Genomic DNA, 21,033 nt, shown 5'->3' with positions numbered 1-21,033 from the left:
CTAGGGTGGTGCCATGAGCCAGCCGCCGTACGGTGTCCCGCCTCAGCCCGGTCCCCCGCAGGGAGCGCCGGGAGCCCCGCCGCCGCCCGCCTATCTCGGCGGGGGAGCGCCCGGCCCGGTGCCGGGCCAGCCGCCGGCCTACGGTGGCCCGCCCGCCGGCTACGGCGGCCCCGGCCTGCCGCCGCCGCCCGCCAGCGCGAAGCGCACGATCGGCTTCGTGATGGGCCTGATCACGGCCCTCGCGCTGATCGCGTGCGTGGTGGTCGTCTGGCTGATCACGGCCAACAACTGAGGGCGGGCGCACCGGGTCGTGCGTTCCTTCAGCTGCCGCACGTGCGGCAACCCGCTCTTCTTCGAGAACTCCGTCTGCGTCTCCTGCGGCACCCCGCTCGGCTTCTCCCGTGAGGAGCGCGACATCGTGCCGCTCGACGCCGAGGGCCGGTACGTCGACCCGACCGGCCTGGTCTGGCACGTGTGCGCCAACCTCAACCTCTCCGGCTGCACTTGGCTCGCGCCGCTCGAGGGCGGCCAGTGCTCCGCCTGCGACCTGACCCGGACCCGACCCGCGGAGACCGACGCCGAGGGCATGGCCCAGTTCCCGGCGGCAGAGGCCGCGAAGCGGCACCTCCTCGTCGAGCTCGACCACCTCGGCTTCGACACCACGGGGCTGGTCTTCGACATGCTGTCCAGCGTCGACGAGAACGTCGTGATCGGGCATGCCGACGGCGTGATCACCATCGACCTCGCCGAGTCCGACGACGCCCGCCGCGAGCGGATCCGGCAGGAGCTCGACGAGCCCTACCGCACGCTGCTCGGCCACCTGCGCCACGAGGTCGGGCACTTCGTCCAGTGGCGGCTGGTCACCGATGCGGACCCCGAGCGGCTGGCCCGCTGCCGCGAGCTCTTCGGCGACGAGACCACTGACTACCAGGCGGCGATCGACCGCCACTACGCCGACGGCCCGCCGGCGGGGTGGGAGTCGTCGTACATCACGACCTACGCGACGATGCACCCGTTCGAGGACTTCGCCGAGACCTTCGCGCACTACCTGCACATCAGCGACACCTGCGAGACCGCCGCGGCGCACGGGCTGGCGACCGTCGACGTGACCGCGTTCAGCGTCTTCCACGACCTGGTGCGGGCCGTGTGGATCCCGCTGTCGGTCGCCCTCAACCAGATCAACCGCTCGATGGGCAAGGACGACGTCTACCCGTTCGTGATCCCCGACCCGGTGCTGGACAAGCTCGACTTCGTGGCCGGTCTGGCGCGATGAGGCGACCCGGGCGTCGTACCGTCCTCGGGGTCGTGGCGCTCGTCGTGCTCGCCCTCGCCGGCGGGGTCGTGGCGCTCGTCCTGGCGCTGCGCGGCTCCGGTCCCGAGGCGGTGGCCGAGGACTACCTGCGGGCGCAGTGGAGCGGCGACTGGCGCGCCGAGTGCGATCTCGCGACGCTCGAGTGGCGCGACGCCGAGCTCTACGGCGGCCACCCTTTCGCCGACTGCGCCGCCTACGCCGACGCGGCGAAGGAGGCCAGCACCGACAACCCGTTCCTGCCGTACGCCGACGACACCGATGTCGAGGTCACGGTGCAGGCGCTCAACGAGGAGGACGGCCGGGCGCGCGTCGAGTACGTCGTCGAGCTCCGCTACCACGGCGAGGACCAGTCCGGTTTCGACGAGCTGTGGCAGGGCGGCGGCGCCTACGACCGCGGGACCGTCGAGCTGGTCGAGGTCGACGGCGACTGGCGGGTGGCCGGCGTCGACGCGGGTTGAGGCCGGTTGAGCCCCGCGCGAGCGGGCAGCAATGACATGATGACCGCCCGACCGTTCCACGGCCCGCGCGGCCGGTCCCGCCCGCCTCCACAAGGAGTTGCCGATGTCTGACCCGAACCAGCCCTCGACCCCTCCGGGGTGGTACCCCGACGGCCAGGGCGGCCAGCGCTGGTGGGACGGCACCCAGTGGACCGAGCACACCCAGCCTCCCGAGGGCGGCGCGTCCGGCGCCCCCGCGACCCCTCCGACGCCCGGTCCCACCGACCAGGCGACCGTGGTCGCCCCCAACCGCGCTGCCGACTTCAACCAGGGTGGCGCGCAGCCGGGCTACGGCCAGCCCGCGCAGCAGCAGCCCTACGGGCAGCAGCCGGGCCAGCCGGCGTACGGCCAGCCGGGCCAGGCAGGCGGGCAGCCGGGCGGGCAGCCGGGCTGGGGCCAGCCCGGCCAGCAGCAGCCGTACGGCCAGCAGGGCTACGGCGGCCCGGGCTACGGCCAGCCGACCGGCGGCGGTGGCGGCAAGGGCAAGGGCAAGCTGTTCGCGATCATCGGCGGGCTCGTGGCGCTGCTCGTCCTCGCGATCGTGGCGGTCTTCGTCCTGGTGAAGGTGGTGGGCGGCAGCGACCCCAAGAGCGTCACCGAGGACTACCTCAAGGCCCAGTCCGAGGCCGACGTGAAGACGCTGTGCGAGCTGTCGACGAAGGACGCGCAGGACGACGAGTTCGAGGAGTACGACGTCGACAACTGCGACGACTACGTCGACGCCGCCCAGGAGGACCTGGACAAGTCCTTCAAGGAGTTCGAGGACGCCGCGGGCGAGTCCTTCGAGGACATCCTCGACGACTGGGAGTACACCTACGACATCAAGGACGCCGAGGAGGACGGCGACACCGCACGTGTCGACTGGACGTCCAAGGGCGAGTACAAGGGCGACAACGACAAGGCCGTCGAGGCCTTCGGCGGCGAGAAGACCGACGACGACGAGGGCACCGCTCTCCTCTGCAAGGAGGACGGTGACTGGAAGGTCAAGGACGACCACGCCGACGACGAGGACGAGTGCTGACGCACCCGGCGCCGTGAGGTCCTTCGCCGCCTTCCTCCTCGTCGTCCTCGCGACGCTCGTCGCGCCGCTGGCGATCGCCACCACCTGGGTCACCGAACGCGTCGACGACCGCCAGGAGTACCTCGACACGGTGGCCCCGCTCGCCGACGACCCTGCCGTGCGCCGGGTGATGGCCGACGCCGCCGCGGCGGCGGCCGTCGCCGCCCTGCAGCAGCACGTGCCGGTGGGGCTGCCCGGCGCCGTCGACACCTGGGCGCAGGCGGCGGCGAACGAGGTCGTCGAGAGCAGGGAGTTCCCGAAGATCTGGCGCGACGCCAACCGCGACCTCCACGGCCAGGTGATCGACCTGCTGGAGGACCCGGATGCCGACACGAGCGGCTCGCTGACCGTCGACGCCGGCCCGGTGGTCGCGCAGGTGCTGCTGGTGCTCGAGGACCGGGGCATCCCGGTCGGGTTGCTGCCCACGGTCCCGTTGCAGGTGCCCGTCGTCGAGCGGGCGAAGGTGGCGGAGGGCGGACCGGCCTACCGGACCACGCACAGCGCCGCCGGCTGGCTGCCCTTCGCGTGGGCGGCCCTCGTCGGCCTCGCGGTGCTCGTCGCCACCGGGTGGCGGGGGCGCGCCCGGACGGCCGGCTTCGCGCTGCTCGGCGGCGCGCTCGGCGCCGGGCTCGTGATGCTGGCGGTGGAGCCCCTGACCGACCTCGCCGTCGACCGCGCCGACGTCGGCAGCCAGGCGATGGTGCGGATCATGCTCGACGCGGTGCTGGGCTCCCTGACGCCGTACGCGAGGACCTTCCTGCTCGCCGCCCCGGTCGGCCTCGTGCTGGTCGCCGGCTCGCTGTGGCCGCGCCGTCGCCGCGACGACCGCTACGACGGCTACGACGGCCACGAGGGGTACGACGGCGGCCACGAGCCGTCGCGCGAGTACGCCTGACGGGGCTACCCGCCAGTAGATGACGACCGCTCGGGCGGGGCCGCGAGTATCGTGGAAGGTGAATCTGTGGTCCGGCCCACAGCCACCCACCCTTGTGGCTAGAGTCGGGCCGCCGAAGTACCCCCACCCCGCCCCGGTGACCCCGACGGCGACGGCCCCCAGGAGTGGTGCAATGACCGACCCCGTCTTCGGACCTGCTCCCGATGAAGACGAGCCCGAGCTGGTCCAGCTGCTGACGCCGGAGGGCGAGCGGGTCCACCATCCGGTCTTCGACCTCGACTTCTCCGCCGACCAGCTGCGCGGCTTCTACCGCGACATGGTGCTGGTCCGCCGCCTCGACATCGAGGCCACCGCCCTGCAGCGCCACGGCGAGCTCGGCCTGTGGCCGCAGCTCCTCGGCCAGGAGGCCGCCCAGATCGGTGCGGGGCGTGCGATGCGCCCGCAGGACTTCGCCTTCCCGACCTACCGCGAGCACGGCGTCGCCTGGTGCCGCGGCATCGACCCGGTCCGCCTGCTCGGCCTGTTCCGCGGCACCGACCAGGGTGGCTGGGACCCGAAGGACCACAACTTCGCGCTCTACTCGATCGTGGTCGGGGCGCACTCGCTGCACGCGACCGGCTACGCGATGGGTGTCCAGCGCGACGGCGCCGTCGGCACCGGCGACCCCGAGCGCGACACCGCCGTGATGGCCTGCTTCGGCGACGGGGCGACCTCGCAGGGCGACGTCAACGAGTCGCTGGTGTTCGCGGCGTCGTACAACGCGCCGGTGGTGTTCTTCTGCCAGAACAACCAGTGGGCGATCTCGGAGCCGTTGGAGCGGCAGTCCCGGATCCCGCTCTACCGGCGGGCGCACGGCTTCGGCTTCCCCGGGGTCCGCGTCGACGGCAACGACGTCCTCGCCACCCACGCCGTCGTGCAGGCGGCGCTGCAGCGGGCCCGCGACGGCCAGGGACCGACCTTCGTCGAGGCGTACACCTACCGGATGGGCGCGCACACGACCACCGACGACCCCACCCGCTACCGGCGCAGCGCCGACGTCGACCAGTGGAAGGCCAAGGACCCGATCGCGCGCCTCGAGGCGTACCTGCGGGCCGAGGGCCTGGCCGACGACGCCTACGTCGCGGGGATCGCGGACGAGGCCGACGAGCTCGGCGTACGGATGCGCCGCGTCTGCCACGAGCTGCCGGAGCCGGTGGCTCGCGACATCTTCGACCTGGTCCACGTCGAGACGACCCCCGACCTCGCGGCGCAGCAGGCGGCGTACGACGCCCACGTCGCGTCCTTCGCGGAGGTGCTCTGAGATGGTGACGATGACCGTGGCCAAGGCGCTCAACGCCGGCCTGCGCAAGGCCCTCGAGGGCGACGACAAGGTGCTCGTGATGGGCGAGGACGTCGGCACCCTCGGCGGCGTCTTCCGGATCACCGACGGGCTGCAGAAGGACTTCGGCGACGACCGGGTCATCGACACCCCGCTCGCCGAGTCGGGCATCGTCGGCACGGCCGTCGGACTCGCGCTGCGCGGCTACCGGCCGGTGGTGGAGATCCAGTTCGACGGCTTCGTCTACCCCGCCTACGACCAGATCGTGTGCCAGGTGGCGCGCTTCCACTTCCGCAGCCAGGGCCGGGTGAAGGTGCCGATGGTGATCCGGGTGCCCTACGGCGGCGGCATCGGCGCGGTCGAGCACCACAGCGAGTCGCCGGAGGCCCAGTTCGTCCACACGCCGGGCCTCAAGGTCGTGACCTGCTCCAACCCCGCCGACGCCTACACGATGATCCAGCAGGCCATCGCGTGCGACGACCCGGTGATCTTCCTGGAGCCCAAGCGGCTCTACCACTCGGCGAAGGCCGACGTCGACGAGAGCGCGCCCGCCGCACCGCTGTGGGAGTCGCGCGTGGTCCGTCCTGGCACCGACGTCACGCTCGTCGGCTACGGCCCGACCGTGTCGACCTGCCTCGACGTCGCGACCGTCGCGGGCGAGGAGGGCCGCTCGGTCGAGGTCATCGACCTGCGCACGCTCTCGCCGCTCGACCTCGCGCCGGTGTACGAGTCCGTACGCCGCACCGGCCGGCTCGTCGTCGTCCACGAGGCGCACGTGACCCTCGGCCTGGGCGCCGAGGTCGCCGCCCGGGTCACCGAGGAGTGCTTCCACTCGCTCGAGGCGCCCGTGCTGCGCGTGGGTGGCTACGACACGCCGTACCCCGCCGCGAGGATCGAGGACATGTTCCTGCCCGACCTCGACCGGGTGCTCGACGCCGTCGACCGCACGTTCGGCTACTGAGGAGGACCGCGATGAGCACCCAGACTGCCGGCGAGTACAAGCTCCCCGACGTCGGTGAGGGCCTCACCGAGGCCGAGATCGTGGCGTGGCGGGTCAAGGAGGGCGACGTCGTCGCCGTCAACGACGTCATCGTCGAGATCGAGACCGCCAAGTCCGTCGTCGAGTTGCCCTCGCCCTTCGCCGGCACCGTGCTCGCGCTGCTGGCGGCCGAGGGCGAGACCGTCCAGGTCGGTACGCCGATCATCCGGATCGGCGAGGAGGGCGCCGCCGCCCCCGCGCCCGCTCCCGCCCGCGGTCCGGAGGTCATCGACACCAACGTCCCGCCCGCCGGCCAGGCCACGCTCGTCGGCTACGGGCCGAAGCAGCGCACGCTCCGGCGCCGGGCGCGCAAGGGCGACGCGGTGCCTGCGGCCCCGGTCGTGGAGCCCCCGGTGGTCGCCGCCCCGGTGGTCGACGCCCCGGTGGTCGAGGAGGTCGCGCAGCGACCGTCACGAGACCCCGGTGCCGTCCGCGCCCTCGCCAAGCCCCTGGTCCGCCGGCTCGCCCGCGACCTCGGCGTCGACCTGACCGCTGTCCCCGCGACCGGCCCCGGGGGAACCGTCAGCAAGGACGACGTGCTCGCTGCCGCCGGCCGATCCGCGACCAGCACCGCAGCGGCCGGTGCGCGCGAGACCCGCGAGCCGGTCAAGGGCGTGCGCAAGCAGATGGCCGCGGCGATGGTCTCCTCCGCCTTCTCCGCGCCCCACGCGACGACCTGGGTCACCATCGACGCCACGGCCACCGTGGAGCTGGTCGACCGGCTGCGGGAGCGCCGCGAGTTCGCGGAGGTGAAGGTCAGCCCGCTGCTCGTGGCCGCCCGCGCGTGCCTGCTCGCCCTTCGTCGTACACCGCTGGTGAACTCGACCTGGGACGAGGCAGCGCAGGAGGTCGTGGTCAAGCGCTACGTCAACCTCGGCATCGCCGCCGCCACGCCGCGCGGCCTGGTCGTCCCGAACGTCAAGGACGCCGACGCCCTCTCGCTCGTCGAGCTGGCCCGGGCCCTCGAGGACCTCACGTCGACGGCCCGCGAGGGACGCACCCAGCCGGCCGACCTCGCCGGCGGGTCCTTCACGATCAGCAACATCGGCGTCTTCGGCGTCGACGGCGGTACGCCGATCATCAACCCCGGCGAGTCCGCCATCCTCTGCCTCGGCGCGATCAAGCCGCAGCCGTGGGTGGTCGGCGACCAGGTCGTCCCCCGCCAGGTGATGACGCTGTCGCTGTCCTTCGACCACCGCCACGTCGACGGCGCCACCGGCACCCAGTTCCTCGCCGACGTCGCCGGCATCATCAGCGACCCCGGCACCGCCCTCCTCTTCTGACCCGGCCTGGGCGTTCCGACCGCCGACTTGCCACTTTGTCGCGCCGACTTGCCACATTCACCGAGTGAGTTGCCACTTTCCTCGTCGGCGCCGGACGGAAGTGGCAGCTCGACCCGCCAAAGTGGCAAGTCGGCGGCTCGATGTGACAAGTCGGCGGAGGGGCTGGGGATGGGCGGACGCACCAGATGTCGGGAGCGGGTAGAACGGACCGGTGCCGCCCGCGCGACTCGGACCACCTGACCAGCTCGGCCCGTACCGGATCGTGCGGCGGCTCGGGCAGGGCGGCATGGGCACCGTGTACGACGCCCTCGACACCGCCCTCGACCGCCACGTCGCGCTCAAGGTGATCGTGCCCGGACTCGCCGGCGACCCGGAGTTCCGCACCCGCTTCGTCCGCGAGGCCCGGGCCCAGGCGTCGCTGGACTCGCCGCACGTCGTGCAGGTCTTCGCGCACGGCGAGCTCGACGGGCAGCTCTTCATCGCGACCCAGCTGGTGCCCGACGGCGACCTCGGCCGGTACCTGCTCCGGCACGGCCCGCTGCCGCCGGGCCAGGCCGCGGCGATCGTCGCGCAGGTCGCCGACGGCCTCGCCGAGGCGCACCGCGTCGGCCTCGTGCACCGCGACATCAAGCCGTCGAACGTGCTGCTGCGCCACCGGGGCACCGACACCGTCGCCTACCTGGCGGACTTCGGGATCGCGGCACCCGCGGGAGGAGCGGGGGTCCGCGGCGACCTCGCCGGGCTCCGCCGCCTGCTCGAGGCCTGCCTGGGCGAGGCTGCCGCGGGACCGGTCGCACGAGCGCTGCGGGACGCCCGCTCCGCGGCCGAGGTCCGCGACCTGCTGCGGCGGCCGGCCCGCGACCGGCGGCGCGGGTGGCCGGTGGCGGCCGCGGCGCTCGCCCTCGCCACCGGCGCGACGGTGGCGACGGTGGCAGTGGTGGCAGCAGTGGCTGCCCGGGACCGGCCCGAGGAGCAAGGCCGCGACGCAGTCGCGCGGATCGCGCACGTGCTGGAGGACGAGGCGGGTCTGGATGCGCGGAGCGCCGCGTGCGCGGCCCGCGCGCTGGTCGACGAGCACGGCGCCACGGCCCTGGCCGCGGTCGAGCGGGGGGCGCGGCCCGACCCGGCCGTCGTCGACGACGCCCTCGAGGCCGCCTCCGGCTGCCTGTGGTGACCCGACGCCCGCGGCGTCAGCGACGCCGGGACCGCTTGGCGTCGTACATCGAGGCATCGGCGAGGCGGAACGCCTCGAGGACCGTGCGGTCGCCCGGCCCGGTCCAGGCGTGGCCGAGCGAGGCCTGCACGTCGTGCTCGGCGAGGGACCGCTCGAAGCGGGCGTAGTGGTCGGCCAGGTCGGCGACCGCCACGTTGTTGGTGAGGACCGTGAACTCGTCGCCGCCGTAGCGGGCGACCCGGTCCTGGTCGGTCCCGGCGGCCAGCAGGGCCGCGGCGGTCCGCCGGAGCAGGTCGTCGCCCGCGGCGTGGCCGAAGGTGTCGTTGGTCGTCTTGAGCCCGTCGACGTCGACCACCGCCACGGCGACCGGGTCGCCGAACGCTTCGATCCGCTGCTGGGCGTCGGCGACCAGGGTGTCCCAGCCGCGCCGGTTGACGAGTCCGGTGAGCTCGTCGGTCGCGGCGAGCGCGACCGCGATCGTCGCCCGGCGGCGCTCGCGGTCGGCCGCCCGCGCGATGCCCACCTGCGAGGAGAGCAACGAGCTGAGCAGCTCGACGAGGTCGGCGTCGAACGGCGGGAGGTCGGCGAGCGGTGAGCTGCCGACCCCGCAGAGGATCCCGAACAGGTCGCCGTCGTCGGTGATCGGGAAGCCGACATAGGCCCGGATGGGACCGGCGTCGGGGAGCCAGGCGTAGTCGGGGTCGCGGACCGCGTCGTGCACGACGTGGGCGGCGCCGTCGGTCATCTGGCGGCAGAAGGTGTCGTCCCACGGCACCCGGTCGCCCGTGGCGATGAGTGCGTCGTGGTGGACGTGCACGTGCACCTGCTCGCCGCCGGCGACGCGGGAGACCGACCAGTCGGCGAGCGGCGTACGACGGCTCAGGTACTCGACCACGCTGCGTGCCGACGCCGCGAAGGCGTCCGCCCCCGTCGCGGGGAGCACGGGCTCCGCCGACAGGGCACCCTCCACGGCCTCGGACATGCCCGCCAGATCGGCAGGTCGCGCGCCGGCCTGAACGGTCGAAGGGGACTCAGCCGTCCGCCAGGCGGATCAGGCCGACGATCGTGGCGACGTACAACGCCCCGTCCGGGCCGAGGTAGATCGCCGCGTAGTGGTTGTTCCACTGGATGCCGGTGCCGGTGAGCCGGCTCCAGCGGGTCTCACCGGTCCGGATGTCGATCGCGGTGACGTACCAGGCGTCGAGGAGGTCCTTGCGGGGCGGCTTCGAGTACACGTAGACGAGCCCGTTGCCCAGCGACGCCTTCGGCACCGACGTGGGGGCGACGGTCGGGTTGGTCCACGCGACGTGGCAGCCCTCGTCGTCGATCATCACCCGCGAGACGCCGGGCGTCGTGGACTTCCCGAGCAGCGTGGACTGCACACCGGCGTACCCGTAGTTGTTCTCGATGATCAGCGAATTGCCCGCTGCCACGAGGCTGTTCTCGGTCGTGCTCGCCCCACCCTGCAGGACCGGCACGGAGCAGTGCTCCCGCTCGCCGTCCGGTACGCCGCGTCGGCGGTCGTAGACGATGACGTGGCTCTGCGGGTCGGCGTTGTCGGCGATCGCGATCCACCGCTCGCCGATGAGGGTGGGCGAGGTGCCCGAGCCCTGGGAGAGCATGCCCGGCTTCTTCGCCGAGCCGCGGTCGTAGGGGATCGCCCAGGTGATCTCCGGCGTGCCGTCGGCGGCCGCGTCGAGTCGGTAGGACCGGTGCGTCGAGACGAAGTAGACGCCGCCGGTCTCGTCGCTGGAGACCGAGTTGTAGATGCCCTCGCCGTCCGGCAGCTCGAGCGCCTTCACCGCGCCGGTCGCGCGGTCGAGGGTCCCGACCGTGCCCTGCTGGCTGAACCACCAGACCCGACCGGACCAGTCGACGCCCGTGGCCACGAGGCAGTCGTCGGCGCCGAGGTACGACGTCAGCGGCCACGTGCGCCCCTTGCTGAGCCCGCCGTCGGCGCCGACCTGCACCTCGGCGATGGCGGACCGGGTCGTCGTCGCGTAGGCGCGGTCCTGGCCGTCGAGGAAGAAGTAGGTGCCGCCGCACAGGTCGGTGAACGGGTTGGCGGCCTTGCCGAGGTCGCGCGCCGAGAGCTGCAGCTGGGAGACCGGGCGCAGCGTGACCGGGTCGATCACCATCATGGTGAAGCCCTCGAGCCCGCCGCAGAGACCGACGATGCGGTCGTGCGAGTCGAAGGCCATCGTCGCGCACTCCCGGATCCCGTACGACGCCGTCCGCATCGTCAGCGCCCGGCCGGTCGGCCCCGACACGGCGTACGCGTCGGTGCTGTAGGCGTCGTTGTGCATGCTGCTGCGACCGTTCGGGGCCAGCCAGGGGTTCTGCGGCACCGGCGGCGCGTCGAGCGGCTGTGCGGTGACGGCGGCGCCGGTGAAGCGGGGGACCAGCAGGTCGGTCGGCAGCGGCGGGATCGGCAGGCCGGGGATGGTCGGCAGCGCGGGCAGCCCGGGCAGGGCGAAGCCGTCGGCGTCGAGGGTGCCGTCGGTGCGGACCGACCCGGTGGCGGACGGGGCGGACGCGAGGGTCAGGGCGAGGACGCCGGCAGCAGCGGTCGCGGCCAGGGAGCGGAGGCGCATCCCGGGAGAGTAGAACGTGTTCCAGTCTCGTGGGAAGGGCGCGGTCAGCGCGGAGGCGTCTCCTCGCCCAGCAGCCAGTCGTCGAAGAAGTCGGACAGCTCCTCGCCGGTCGTCCTCTCGATCCAGTCCCAGTACTCCTGGCGGTCGGCGTTGCCGTTCTCCTGCGAGGCCGGCCACTCGCGGAGCATCGCGAAGAACTTGTCGTCCCCGATCCTCTCCCGCAGCTCCTGCCACATCAGCGCCGGTCCGTAGTAGATGTTGCCGTCGCCGAACTGCTTCGGGTCGAAGGCGGCGGGCGGTCCGGCGCCCTCGCGGAGCTGGACCTCGAAGCCGGCCCACTCGTCCATCTTCTGGGCGATGGTGACGCCCTCCTGCTCGGCCTCCCACATGCCCTGCAGGTACATCGCCATCCCCTCGTTCATCCACACGTCGGACCAGTCCGCGGGGGTGACCGTGTCGCCGTACCAGTGGTGCGCGGCCTCGTGGACGACCACGGCGGGGGACAGGCTGTAGTCGCTGTCGCCGAGCGTGATCATGGTCTGGGTCTCCATGCCGCTGTCGTTGTCGACGACGAGGATGCCCAGCGAGTCGAAGGGATAGGGGCCCAGGATCTTCTCGAGCCAGTCGACGGCCGCCGGCGCGGTGTCGGTGCCGCCGGGCAACGGGTCGCCGTCGGCGTCGGTCCAGACCTGGATCGGGACGCCGCTCGACGACGTCAGGTCCGTGTGCTGGAAGTCGCCGAACGCCACCGTGACGAGGTACGACGACGCGGGCTCCGCGAGGTGCCAGGTGTTCGTCGACGTCCCGCCCTCCTCGGTGGACTTCGTCAGCTGCCCGTTGGCCACGCCCGACATCGGCGCCGGGCTGGTGAGGGTGAAGTCGTAGAAGGCCTTGTCGGCGGGCTGGTCGTTGACGGCGTACCAGGTGAACGCCCCGTAGGGCTCCTGCAGCGTCCACGTCTCGTGCTCGTCGGTGATGCTCCAGCCGACGCCCTGGGTGAAGTCCTGGCGGGTGCTCGGGGCCGGGGCCGGCTCCGGGGTGCCGGCGTAGGTGAGGGCGAGCTCGTAGCGCTGGTCGGCCTCGATCGGGTGGTCGATCGTGAGGTGGGTGCCGTCGACCTCGTGGTCGGCCGGCTCGCCGTCGACGGTCAGCTCGGAGATCCCGAGCTGCTCGTTGAAGTCGAGCGGGATGGTGGGGGAGTCGCCGGTGGCCCGGAAGGTGAGCGTCTGGTGCGCGGTGAGCCGGTCCTTCGCCGGGTCCCAGGCCAGCCCGAGGTCGTAGTGGAGCGCGTCGACGAGCGGGTCGCCGATGTCGGGGTAGACGGAGTCCTCGCGGGTCTCGCTGACCGCGGCGGCGTACTTCCCGCCGGCGGAGGGCGTCGTCGTGCTCGTCGTGGGAGCGCTGCTCGTGGGCGTCGCGCTGGTCGTCGGGTCGCCGTCGGACTCCGGCTCGTCGTCGGAGCCGCACGCGGCGAGCGCCAGGGCGGCGGTGAGGGCGAGGGCCAGCGAGGCGGCGCGCATGCGGGTCATGGGTGTTCCTTCTCCCGTCGGTGCGCACATCATGCCCGGCGGCCCCTCACGCGAGACGAACCTGAACAAGTGTCACGTTTTGGTGTTACCCTCCCCGTGCTCGGTCGTTGAGTGATCGGTGTCACTCGGACATGGGGACGGTCAGGGAGGTCGGCATGGACGGATTGCGCGATTCGGCAGCGTCGCGACGGGTCGGACTGGCCGTCACGGCGGCCCTGGGGGTCATCGGCGTGGCGGCCGTCGTCCCCGTGGCCGGCGCCGGCCCCGGGAGCACGACGAGCCTCGCGGCCGCGGCCGAGCAGCAGAAGTCGGACCGCGGGATCCCGCACGACGACGCGATGCTGGCCCCGCACGACCACAACGACCCGGCGACCAAGAACGACGTCTCCCGCGGCCTCGCCGTCGGTGAGGAGGCCGAGGCGGTCGACCCGACGACCGCCGAGGAGCGCGCCGCCGCGGAGGAGTACGTCGAGGCCGAGCGCGCACTGCCGGACCCCGAGCTCGTCGGCGTCGCCGCCTACCCCGCCCGCACGGCCGTGCCGGCCGACCGCTACGCGATGGCCGGCGGCTGCTACACCCTGACCGCCGGTCTGGCGAGGTTCGGCCCCTACTACTTCAAGGCCACCCGCCTCGGCGGCTACCTGCTGCACACGACGGGTGGCGAGCTCGCGGTGGTCAACGGGGCGGTGAAGGTCGCTGCCAAGGCGAGCCCGGCGGCCGACTGGACGGCGACGAAGGCCGGGACCGGCTACCGGTTCGACGTCGGCGCCGGGAAGGCGCTCACCGTCGCCGGCGGCAAGCTCGTGCCGGGCGCCGGCACGACCTTCGCGCTGCGCACGGCGAGCGGCTGCCCGTCGTACCCGGAGGCGGCGATCAACGTCACCGGCGACCCCTTCGCGGGCGAGACCACCTACCAGGAGGTGCGCGGCTTCGTCGACGCGCACACCCACGGCATGGCGTTCGAGTTCCTCGGCGGCAAGGTGCACTGCGGCCGTCCGTGGCACACCTACGGCGCGCCGTACGCCCTTGTCGACTGCCAGGACCACACGCTCACCCAGGGCAAGGGTGCGCTGCTCGAGTCGGTGCTCTCCGGCGAACCGTCGCACGATCCCGTCGGCTGGCCGACCTTCAAGGACTGGCCGGCGCCCGAGTCGCTCACCCACGAGGGCACCTACTACCGGTGGCTCGAGCGCGCGTGGCGCGGCGGGCAGCGGCTCTTCGTCAACCTGCTGGTCGAGAACAACAAGCTCTGCCAGCTCTACCCGATGAAGAAGAACTCCTGCGACGACATGGACTCGATCCGCCTGCAGGCCAGCGACATGCTGAAGATGCAGGACTACATCGACGCCCAGTTCGGCGGCCCGGGCAAGGGCTTCTACCGGATCGTGAAGGACCCCTTCGAGGCGCGGCGGGTCATCAACAGCGGCAAGATGGCCGTGGTGATGGGCATCGAGACGTCCATCCCGTTCGGCTGCACGTACAAGAAGGTCCTGGGCAAGGACTTCCCGGCCTGCACCAAGGCCGAGATCGACGCCAACCTCGACGAGATGCACGCCCTCGGCGTACGACAGATGGAGCTCGTCAACAAGTTCGACAACGCGCTCGCCGGGGTCGCCGGCGACGCGGGTGCCATCGGGCCGCTCGTCAACACCGCCAACTTCCTCGAGACCGGCTCGTTCTGGGCGATGGAGCACTGCGAGCCGGCGGACGGCGAGTCCGCGGACAACCCGCAGATCGGCGTCCTGCCGGACCTCAGTGCCGGGCAGCAGGACGCGCTCTTCGGTGCGATCGGGAAGGTCCTGGGACTGCTCCCGGCGACCCCGCTCTACGGACCGCCGGCCCATTGCAACAAGCGCGGCCTCACCGAGCTCGGCGTGCACACGATCGAGGGCCTCGCGAAGCGCGGCATGGTCTTCGACCCCGACCACCTCTCGGTCAAGGCCCGCTCCTCCTCGATGGACGTCATCGACGACCTCGCCTACCCGGGCGTGATCTCCAGCCACTCGTGGTCGACGCCCGACACCTACCCCCGGATCTACAAGGCGGGCGGCTTCATCACCCCGTACGCAGGCGACTCCACCGGCTTCGTCGCGAAGTGGCGCCGCCACCTCGGCTGGGCCGACCCGCGCTACTACTTCGGGTTCGGCTTCGGTGCCGACATCAACGGCCTCGGCGCGCAGGGCAACCCCCGCGGTGCTGACGTCCCCAACCCGGTCAGCTACCCCTTCACCGGACTCGGCGGCGTCCAGGTCGACCGGCAGCAGGCCGGCGAGCGGACCTGGGACATCAACGTCGACGGCGTGGCGCAGTACGGCCTCTACCCCGACTGGGTGGAGGACCTACGCCAGGTCGCGGAGGCGCAGCACGCCGGCGACGGCGAGAAGATCGTCGACGACATGGCCCGCGGGGCCGAGGCCTATCTGCAGATGTGGGAGCGCGCGTACGGCGTGAAGCCCGACTCGTGCCGCAACGCCGACCAGCGCCTGGGCGTCTCCACCGTCCGGAGCCGGGTGACGATCGGCATGACCACCGAGGCCGTGCTGCGCGCGGTGGGCCAGCCCTACCAGCGGCTCGGGACGTCGTACTCCTTCTGTGCGAAGACCTCGACCCGGGCGAAGGTGCCCGTGAAGGTGACCTTCTCGAAGGCGGGCCGGGTGACCGGGCTCAGCTTCTCCTGAGGCATACCTGAGGCATTCGTCACGCCCCACCGGAAGTTACCTGCCGGTAGGATCCGGTCGTCGGCCCTGTCGCCCCACCCATTGGTAAGGCTTGCCTTCGGTTCGCGATCTCCGATGGTGGCAATAGGCTCGGCCCGCGCACCCGTGCGTGTCCTGAACCTGCAGACGAGTGGAGATTCGCCCATGCAGACCGTTGCGATCGTGATTTCGCTGGCCATCTCGGTGGTCGCCATCGCCCTGACGGCCCGGGCCGTCTCCGCGATGCTCGGCGTGATCCGCAAGGGCCAGCCGGCGCCGGGCCGCACCGGCAACCCGGTCGGCCGGACCGTGACCATGCTCAAGGAGACCGTCCTCCACACGCGCATGCTGCAGTGGACGTGGGTCGGCATCCTGCACTGGTTCGCCTTCGCGGCGTTCATCGCGCTCTCCACCGCCGTCGCCGCCGCGTTCCCGCAGCTGTTCGACCCCGAGTGGACGATCCCCGTCCTCGGCAAGTTCTTCCTCTACGAGTGGGTCGCCGAGATCCTCGGCCTGCTCGGCTCGCTGGCGATCATCCCGCTGATCATCTACCGGCTCACCCACCGCCCCTCGCAGATCGGGCGCCAGAGCCGCTTCTTCGGCTCCACCATGTGGCAGGCCTACTTCGTCGAGGCGATGGTGCTCCTGGAGAGCTCCGCGATCCTCTTCATCCGCGGCGCCGAGTACAACCTCGCCAAGGCCCACGGCGGCGAGGCCGCCGAGCACGCCGACGGCTTCCACTTCCCGATCTCGCAGTTCTTCGGCAACCTCTACCCGACCGGCCACGAGTCGATCGGGACGCTCGAGAACATCATCTACTTCATCGCGATGGTCAAGATCACCTCCGCGATGATCTGGCTGATCGTCATCTCCAGCAACCTGACGATGGGTGTGGCCTGGCACCGCTTCACCGCCTGGTTCAACATCTGGTTCAAGCGTGAGGAGAGCGGCCGCACGGCCCTCGGCGCGGTCAAGCCGCTGACCTCCGGCGGCAAGCCGATCACGCTCGACGACGTCGACGACCTCGACGAGGACGCCACCCTCGGCGTCGGCTCCATCTGGGACTTCTCCTGGAAGGACATCCTCGACTTCACCACCTGCACCGAGTGCGGTCGCTGCCAGTCGCAGTGCCCCGCGTGGAACACCGAGAAGCCGCTCTCGCCGAAGCTGATGATGATGGCGATGCGCGAGGAGGCGTACGCCGTCGCCGGCGGCGCCGAGCCGCGTGCGCTCGTCGGCAAGACCGAGCACGAGCAGTCCGACGGCGTCGACGACTGGTTCTACAACCCCGAGGGCGGCGACTTCGTCGTCGACGAGGACGCCCTGTGGGCCTGCACCAACTGTGGTGCCTGCGTGCAGCAGTGCCCGGTCGACATCGAGCACGTCGACCACTTCGTCGACATGCGCCGCTACCAGGTGCTCGTCGAGTCGAACTTCCCCTCCGAGCTCAACGGCCTCTTCAAGGGCCTCGAGAACAAGGGCAACCCGTGGAACATGTCCGCCACGGCCCGCCTCGACTGGGCGAAGGACCTGCCCTTCGAGGTGAAGGTCGTCGGTGACCAGATCGAGGACCTCGAGTCCGTCGACTGGCTGTTCTGGGTCGGCTGCGCCGGCGCCTACGAGGACCGGGCCAAGAAGACGACCCGCGCCGTCGCGGAACTCCTCGACCTGGCGGGCGTCTCGTTCGGCGTACTCGGCAACGGTGAGACGTGCACCGGTGACTCCGCCCGCCGCGCCGGCAACGAGTTCGTGTTCCAGGGCCTGGCCCAGCAGAACATCGAGGTGCTGACCGAGGCGAAGGCCAAGAAGGTCGTCTCCACCTGCCCGCACTGCATGAACACCCTCAAGAACGAGTACCGCGAGCTCGGCATCGAGCTCGAGGTCATCCACCACACGCAGCTGCTCAACCGGCTCGTGCGGGAGGGCAAGCTGACGCCGGTCGCCACGGGCGCCGGCGCGCACAACCGCAAGATCACCTACCACGACCCCTGCTTCCTGGGTCGCCACAACCAGGTCTACACGCCCCCGCGCGACCTGCTCCAGATCCTCCCCGGCGCCGAGTTCGCCGAGATGGAGCGCAACTCCGAGCGGTCCTTCTGCTGCGGCGCCGGTGGCGCCCGCATGTGGATGGAGGAGAACATCGGCGAGCGGATCAACCTCAACCGCACGGCGGAGGCCGTCGGTACGGGCGCCGACCAGGTCGCCGTGGGCTGTCCCTTCTGCCGCGTGATGATCTCCGACGGCCTGACCAAGCTGCAGGCCGACGGCGAGGCGCGCGAGGAGGTCGAGGTCCTCGACGTCGCGCAGATGCTGCTCGCGTCGGTCAAGGGGGAGCAGGCCACCAAGCTCAAGCCGGGCGAGGGTGCGCCGCTGCAGCCGAAGGCCGCGGCCGCCGCAGCCGCTCCGGCCGAGGCGAAGCAGTCGGTCGAGACCAAGGCCGAGCCGGAGGCCGGCGACGTCACGCTCACGGACGACACGGTCGCCGCGACCGAGGACGTCGGCCCCGCGGCCAAGGCGTCCGGCGGCTCGTCGATGTTCGACGACCCGGGCTCGATGTTCGACACCCCGGCCGCTGCTCCGGCGGCGCCGGCGGAGGAGAAGCCCGCGGCCCCGGCCGGTGGCGGATCGCTGTTCGACGACTCGAGCTCGCTGTTCGACTCCGCTCCCGCCGAGGCGGCACCGGCTGCGTCTGCTGCACCGGCAGCGCCGGCGGAGAAGGCCGAGGAGAAGGCGGCTCCGGCCGGCGGTGGCTCGCTGTTCGACGAGGGCGGCTCGCTCTTCGACGCCGCCCCGCCGGCCGAGCAGAAGGCGGCCCCGGCCGCCGAGGAGAAGCCCGCGCCCGCGGCCGAGGCCACGCCGGCCGCCGACCTGGGTGCCGGCGGCTCGCTGTTCGACATCGCGCCGGCCGAGGAGGCTCCGAAGGCGGAGGCACCGAAGACGGAGGCTCCGAAGGCGGAGGCTCCGAAGGCGGAGGCTCCGAAGGCGGAGGCTCCGAAGGCGGAGGCGACGCCCGCCGCCGAGATGGAGTCGGCGCCCGTGCCGACCGAGGAGAAGGTCGTCCAGGCCGAGGTCGAGGGCGGCGTCGCCGCCGCTCCGCCGACCCCGTCGGTCGACCTCAACGCCGGTGGCTCGTTGTTCGACATCGAGGCCCCGGCCGCTCCCGCTGCCCCGGCGGCGGCTGCTCCTGCTCCGGCGCCGACCCCCGAGGCCGAGCCGGTCGAGGCCGAGGCCCGCGACGAGGAGGCCGAGGCCGTCGCCGAGGCGCCCGCTGCCGAGCCGGCCGCGCCTGCTGCCCCTGCTGCCAGTGCCCCTGCTGCCGCTGCCCCGGCTGCGTCCGGCGGTGCCGCGAGCGCGCCGAAGACCGACGTCGACATCAACGCGATGGGCTCGCTCTTCGACATCGAGGCCCCCGAGGCCGCTGCTGTCGAGCGTCCTGCCGCCGCGGCCCCTGCTCCGGCGGCTGAGCCGGAGGCGCCTGCTGCGGAGCCCGAGGGTGCGGCGGCGGAGCCCGAGGCTGCGGCCGCGGAGCCCGAGGCTGCGGCTGCGGAGCCCGAGGCTGCGGCTGCGGAGCCCGAGGCAGTGGCTGCGGAGCCCGAGGCCGAGGTGGCCGAGCCGGCCGCGGAGGAGCCCGCTGTCGAGGAGCCCGCTGCGGAGGAGCCCGCTGCGGAGGAGGAGCCCGCCCCGGCCGCCCCCGCGCCGGAGGCCCCGGCCCAGTCGGCCGCCCCGGCGTCGTACTCGGGCGAGGCGCACCAGCCCCGCACCGACGTCGACATCAACGCCGCGGAGTCCCTCTTCGACCTCTGAGTCGCGAGCGATCGCAGGAGCCCCACCCGTCACACCGGGTGGGGCTTTCCTGCACTTGTCGGGCGTTGCAACCCCCGACAAGTGCATGAATCCCCGGTCGACCGGGGATTCATGCAGCGGACCGCCCCACCCACCTTCGAGGGGTGTGACCGCGCTCACCCACACGGCACCATGGACCCATGACGGAGCTGTCGTACGCCGCCGGCGAGACCACCACGCCCCTGCTGGACGAGACCATCGGCGCCAACCTCGAGCGCACCGTCGGGCAGTGGCCGGACCGTGAGGCGCTCGTCGAGGTCGCCACCGGCCGGCGCTGGACGTGGCGCGAGTTCGACCACGCCGTGGACCAGCTGGCCCGGGGCCTGATGGCGGCCGGCATCGCCGCGGGCGACCGGATCGGCATGTGGGCGCCGAACTGCGCCGAGTGGACCATCGTGCAGTTCGCCGCCGCCAAGGCCGGTGCGGTGCTGGTCAACGTGAACCCGTCCTACCGCACCCACGAGTTCGCGTACGCCGTCAACCAGTCGGGTCTGCGCCTGCTGCTGACGGTCACCGGCTTCAAGACGTCCGACTACCGGGGCATGGTCGAGGAGGTCACCGCGAAGGGGGAGGTGCCCGGCCTCGAGCGCACCGTGTACGTCGACACCGACGACTGGCAGGAGCTGGTGGCCGGCGGCGAGGGACTCCCGGCCGACGCGCTCACCGAGCGCCAGCGGGGCCTGCGGCCGACGGACCCGATCAACATCCAGTACACGAGCGGCACGACGGGCTTCCCGAAGGGCGCCACCCTCAGCCACCGCAACATCCTCAACAACGGCTTCTTCGTGACCGAGCTGCTGGGCTTCGCCGAGCAGGACCGGCTCTGCATCCCGGTGCCCTTCTACCACTGCTTCGGCATGGTGATGGCCAACCTCGGCTGCGTCACCCACGGCGCCACCATGGTGATCCCCGCGCCCGGCTTCGACCCGTCGGTCACGCTGCGCGCCGTCCAGGACGAGCGGTGCACCGCCGTGTACGGCGTCCCGACGATGTTCATCGCCATGCAGAACGCCCCCGACTTCGCCGAGTTCGACCTCAGCACCCTCCGTACCGGGATCATGGCCGGCTCGATCTGCCCGGTCGAGGTGATGAAGCGTTGCGTCAACGACATGCACATGGCCGAGGTCTCGATCGCCTACGGCATGACCGAGACCAGCCCGGTGAGCTGCCAGACCCGCGTCGACGACGACCTCGACCGTCGTACCGCCACCATCGGTCGGGCCGCCCCCCACGTCGAGATCAAGATCGTCGACCCGGCGACGGGGGAGACGGTGCCGCGCGGCGAGCCGGGCGAGTTCTGCACCCGCGGCTACTCCGTGATGCTCGGCTACTGGAACGACGACGCCAAGACCGCCGAGGCCATCGACGCCGACGGCTGGATGCACACCGGCGACCTGGCCGTGATGCGCGAGGACGGCTACTGCAACATCGTCGGCCGGATCAAGGACATGGTCATCCGCGGCGGTGAGAACATCTACCCCCGCGAGATCGAGGAGTTCCTCTACACCCACCCCGACGTCGAGGACGTGCAGGTCGTGGGCGTCCCCGACGAGAAGTACGGCGAGGAGCTGTGCGCGTGGGTGCGGATGCGAGCCGGCGCCGAGCCGCTCGACGCGGCTGCGGTGAAGGAGTTCGCCACCGGGAGGCTCGCGCACTACAAGATCCCGCGCTACGTCATGGTCGTCGAGGAGTTCCCGATGACCGTGACCGGCAAGGTCCGCAAGGTCGAGATGCGCGAGCGGTCGGCGGAGATCCTCGGCCTGGGCTGAGCACTGGCTGGAGTGGGGAAGTTC

At 72.1% G+C, this 21,033-nt stretch carries 15 protein-coding genes; 12 read left to right on the top strand and 3 right to left on the bottom strand.

The features are described from left to right. Nucleotides 1-13 precede the first annotated feature (13 nt). The 9 genes from BJ993_RS06935 (at nucleotide 14) to BJ993_RS06895 (ending at nucleotide 8,578) form a co-directional block, all read left to right on the top strand. Entirely contained in the window at nucleotides 14-292 is a 279-nt protein-coding gene (locus BJ993_RS06935; RefSeq protein WP_036548911.1) for a hypothetical protein, read from the top strand. An 18-nt stretch (nucleotides 293-310) separates the two neighbouring features. Next, nucleotides 311-1,273, top strand: a complete 963-nt coding sequence (locus BJ993_RS06930) for a zinc-binding metallopeptidase family protein (protein WP_179648200.1) — start codon at nucleotides 311-313, stop codon at nucleotides 1,271-1,273. Next, complete coding sequence (locus BJ993_RS06925) at nucleotides 1,270-1,770, top strand: hypothetical protein (RefSeq protein WP_179648199.1); 501 nt, start codon at nucleotides 1,270-1,272, stop codon at nucleotides 1,768-1,770. The genes BJ993_RS06930 and BJ993_RS06925 overlap by 4 nt, the downstream gene beginning before the upstream one ends. A 103-nt stretch (nucleotides 1,771-1,873) precedes the next feature. Continuing rightward, nucleotides 1,874-2,830, top strand: a complete 957-nt coding sequence (locus BJ993_RS06920) for a DUF2510 domain-containing protein (RefSeq protein WP_179648198.1) — start codon at nucleotides 1,874-1,876, stop codon at nucleotides 2,828-2,830. Nucleotides 2,831-2,843: 13 nt separating this feature from the next. Then, nucleotides 2,844-3,764 (top strand): hypothetical protein, encoded by a 921-nt coding sequence (locus BJ993_RS06915; protein WP_179648197.1) that lies wholly within the window; start codon nucleotides 2,844-2,846, stop codon nucleotides 3,762-3,764. 172 nt (nucleotides 3,765-3,936) lie between these two features. Beyond that, nucleotides 3,937-5,064 (top strand): pyruvate dehydrogenase (acetyl-transferring) E1 component subunit alpha, encoded by a 1,128-nt coding sequence (gene pdhA, locus BJ993_RS06910; protein ID WP_179648196.1) that lies wholly within the window; start codon nucleotides 3,937-3,939, stop codon nucleotides 5,062-5,064. 1 nt (nucleotide 5,065) lies between these two features. Continuing rightward, nucleotides 5,066-6,043, top strand: a complete 978-nt coding sequence (locus BJ993_RS06905; protein ID WP_179648195.1) for an alpha-ketoacid dehydrogenase subunit beta — start codon at nucleotides 5,066-5,068, stop codon at nucleotides 6,041-6,043. Between the two features lie 11 nt (nucleotides 6,044-6,054). Beyond that, the gene (locus BJ993_RS06900; protein ID WP_179648194.1) at nucleotides 6,055-7,404 is read left to right on the top strand and encodes a dihydrolipoamide acetyltransferase family protein; all 1,350 of its coding nucleotides are present in this window, start codon (nucleotides 6,055-6,057) and stop codon (nucleotides 7,402-7,404) included. Nucleotides 7,405-7,615: 211 nt separating this feature from the next. Beyond that, nucleotides 7,616-8,578, top strand: coding sequence for a serine/threonine-protein kinase (locus BJ993_RS06895; RefSeq protein WP_179648193.1), 963 nt, complete (start codon nucleotides 7,616-7,618; stop codon nucleotides 8,576-8,578). A gap of 16 nt (nucleotides 8,579-8,594) precedes the next feature. On the opposite strand, the gene BJ993_RS06890 is transcribed toward BJ993_RS06895, so the two are convergent. The 3 genes from BJ993_RS06890 to BJ993_RS06880 are packed head-to-tail and all read right to left on the bottom strand — an operon-like array spanning nucleotide 8,595 to nucleotide 12,701. Beyond that, on the bottom strand, nucleotides 8,595-9,560 hold the full coding sequence (locus tag BJ993_RS06890; protein WP_179648192.1) for a sensor domain-containing diguanylate cyclase: 966 nt from the start codon (nucleotides 9,558-9,560) through the stop codon (nucleotides 8,595-8,597). Between the two features lie 49 nt (nucleotides 9,561-9,609). Next, on the bottom strand, nucleotides 9,610-11,172 hold the full coding sequence (locus BJ993_RS06885) for a hypothetical protein (RefSeq protein WP_179648191.1): 1,563 nt from the start codon (nucleotides 11,170-11,172) through the stop codon (nucleotides 9,610-9,612). A 44-nt stretch (nucleotides 11,173-11,216) separates the two neighbouring features. Continuing rightward, nucleotides 11,217-12,701 (bottom strand): M1 family metallopeptidase, encoded by a 1,485-nt coding sequence (locus tag BJ993_RS06880; protein WP_179648190.1) that lies wholly within the window; start codon nucleotides 12,699-12,701, stop codon nucleotides 11,217-11,219. Between the two features lie 155 nt (nucleotides 12,702-12,856). Between BJ993_RS06880 and BJ993_RS06875 the strand changes: the two genes are divergently transcribed. From BJ993_RS06875 to BJ993_RS06865, 3 genes are all read left to right on the top strand, one after another. After that, nucleotides 12,857-15,379 carry an amidohydrolase family protein gene (locus BJ993_RS06875; RefSeq protein ID WP_179648189.1) on the top strand — a complete coding sequence of 841 codons (2,523 nt, stop codon included), beginning with the start codon at nucleotides 12,857-12,859 and terminating at the stop codon, nucleotides 15,377-15,379. Between the two features lie 183 nt (nucleotides 15,380-15,562). Continuing rightward, entirely contained in the window at nucleotides 15,563-19,201 is a 3,639-nt protein-coding gene (locus BJ993_RS06870) for a (Fe-S)-binding protein (RefSeq protein ID WP_179648188.1), read from the top strand. 179 nt (nucleotides 19,202-19,380) lie between these two features. Continuing rightward, the gene (locus tag BJ993_RS06865; RefSeq protein ID WP_179648187.1) at nucleotides 19,381-21,009 is read left to right on the top strand and encodes an AMP-binding protein; all 1,629 of its coding nucleotides are present in this window, start codon (nucleotides 19,381-19,383) and stop codon (nucleotides 21,007-21,009) included. Nucleotides 21,010-21,033: the final 24 nt, after the last annotated feature.

The organism is Nocardioides aromaticivorans (assembly GCF_013408525.1).
Taxonomy (GTDB): domain Bacteria; phylum Actinomycetota; class Actinomycetes; order Propionibacteriales; family Nocardioidaceae; genus Nocardioides; species Nocardioides aromaticivorans.
Note: the sequence above shows the minus strand (reverse complement) of the source record. Positions and strands in the feature narration are given on the sequence as shown.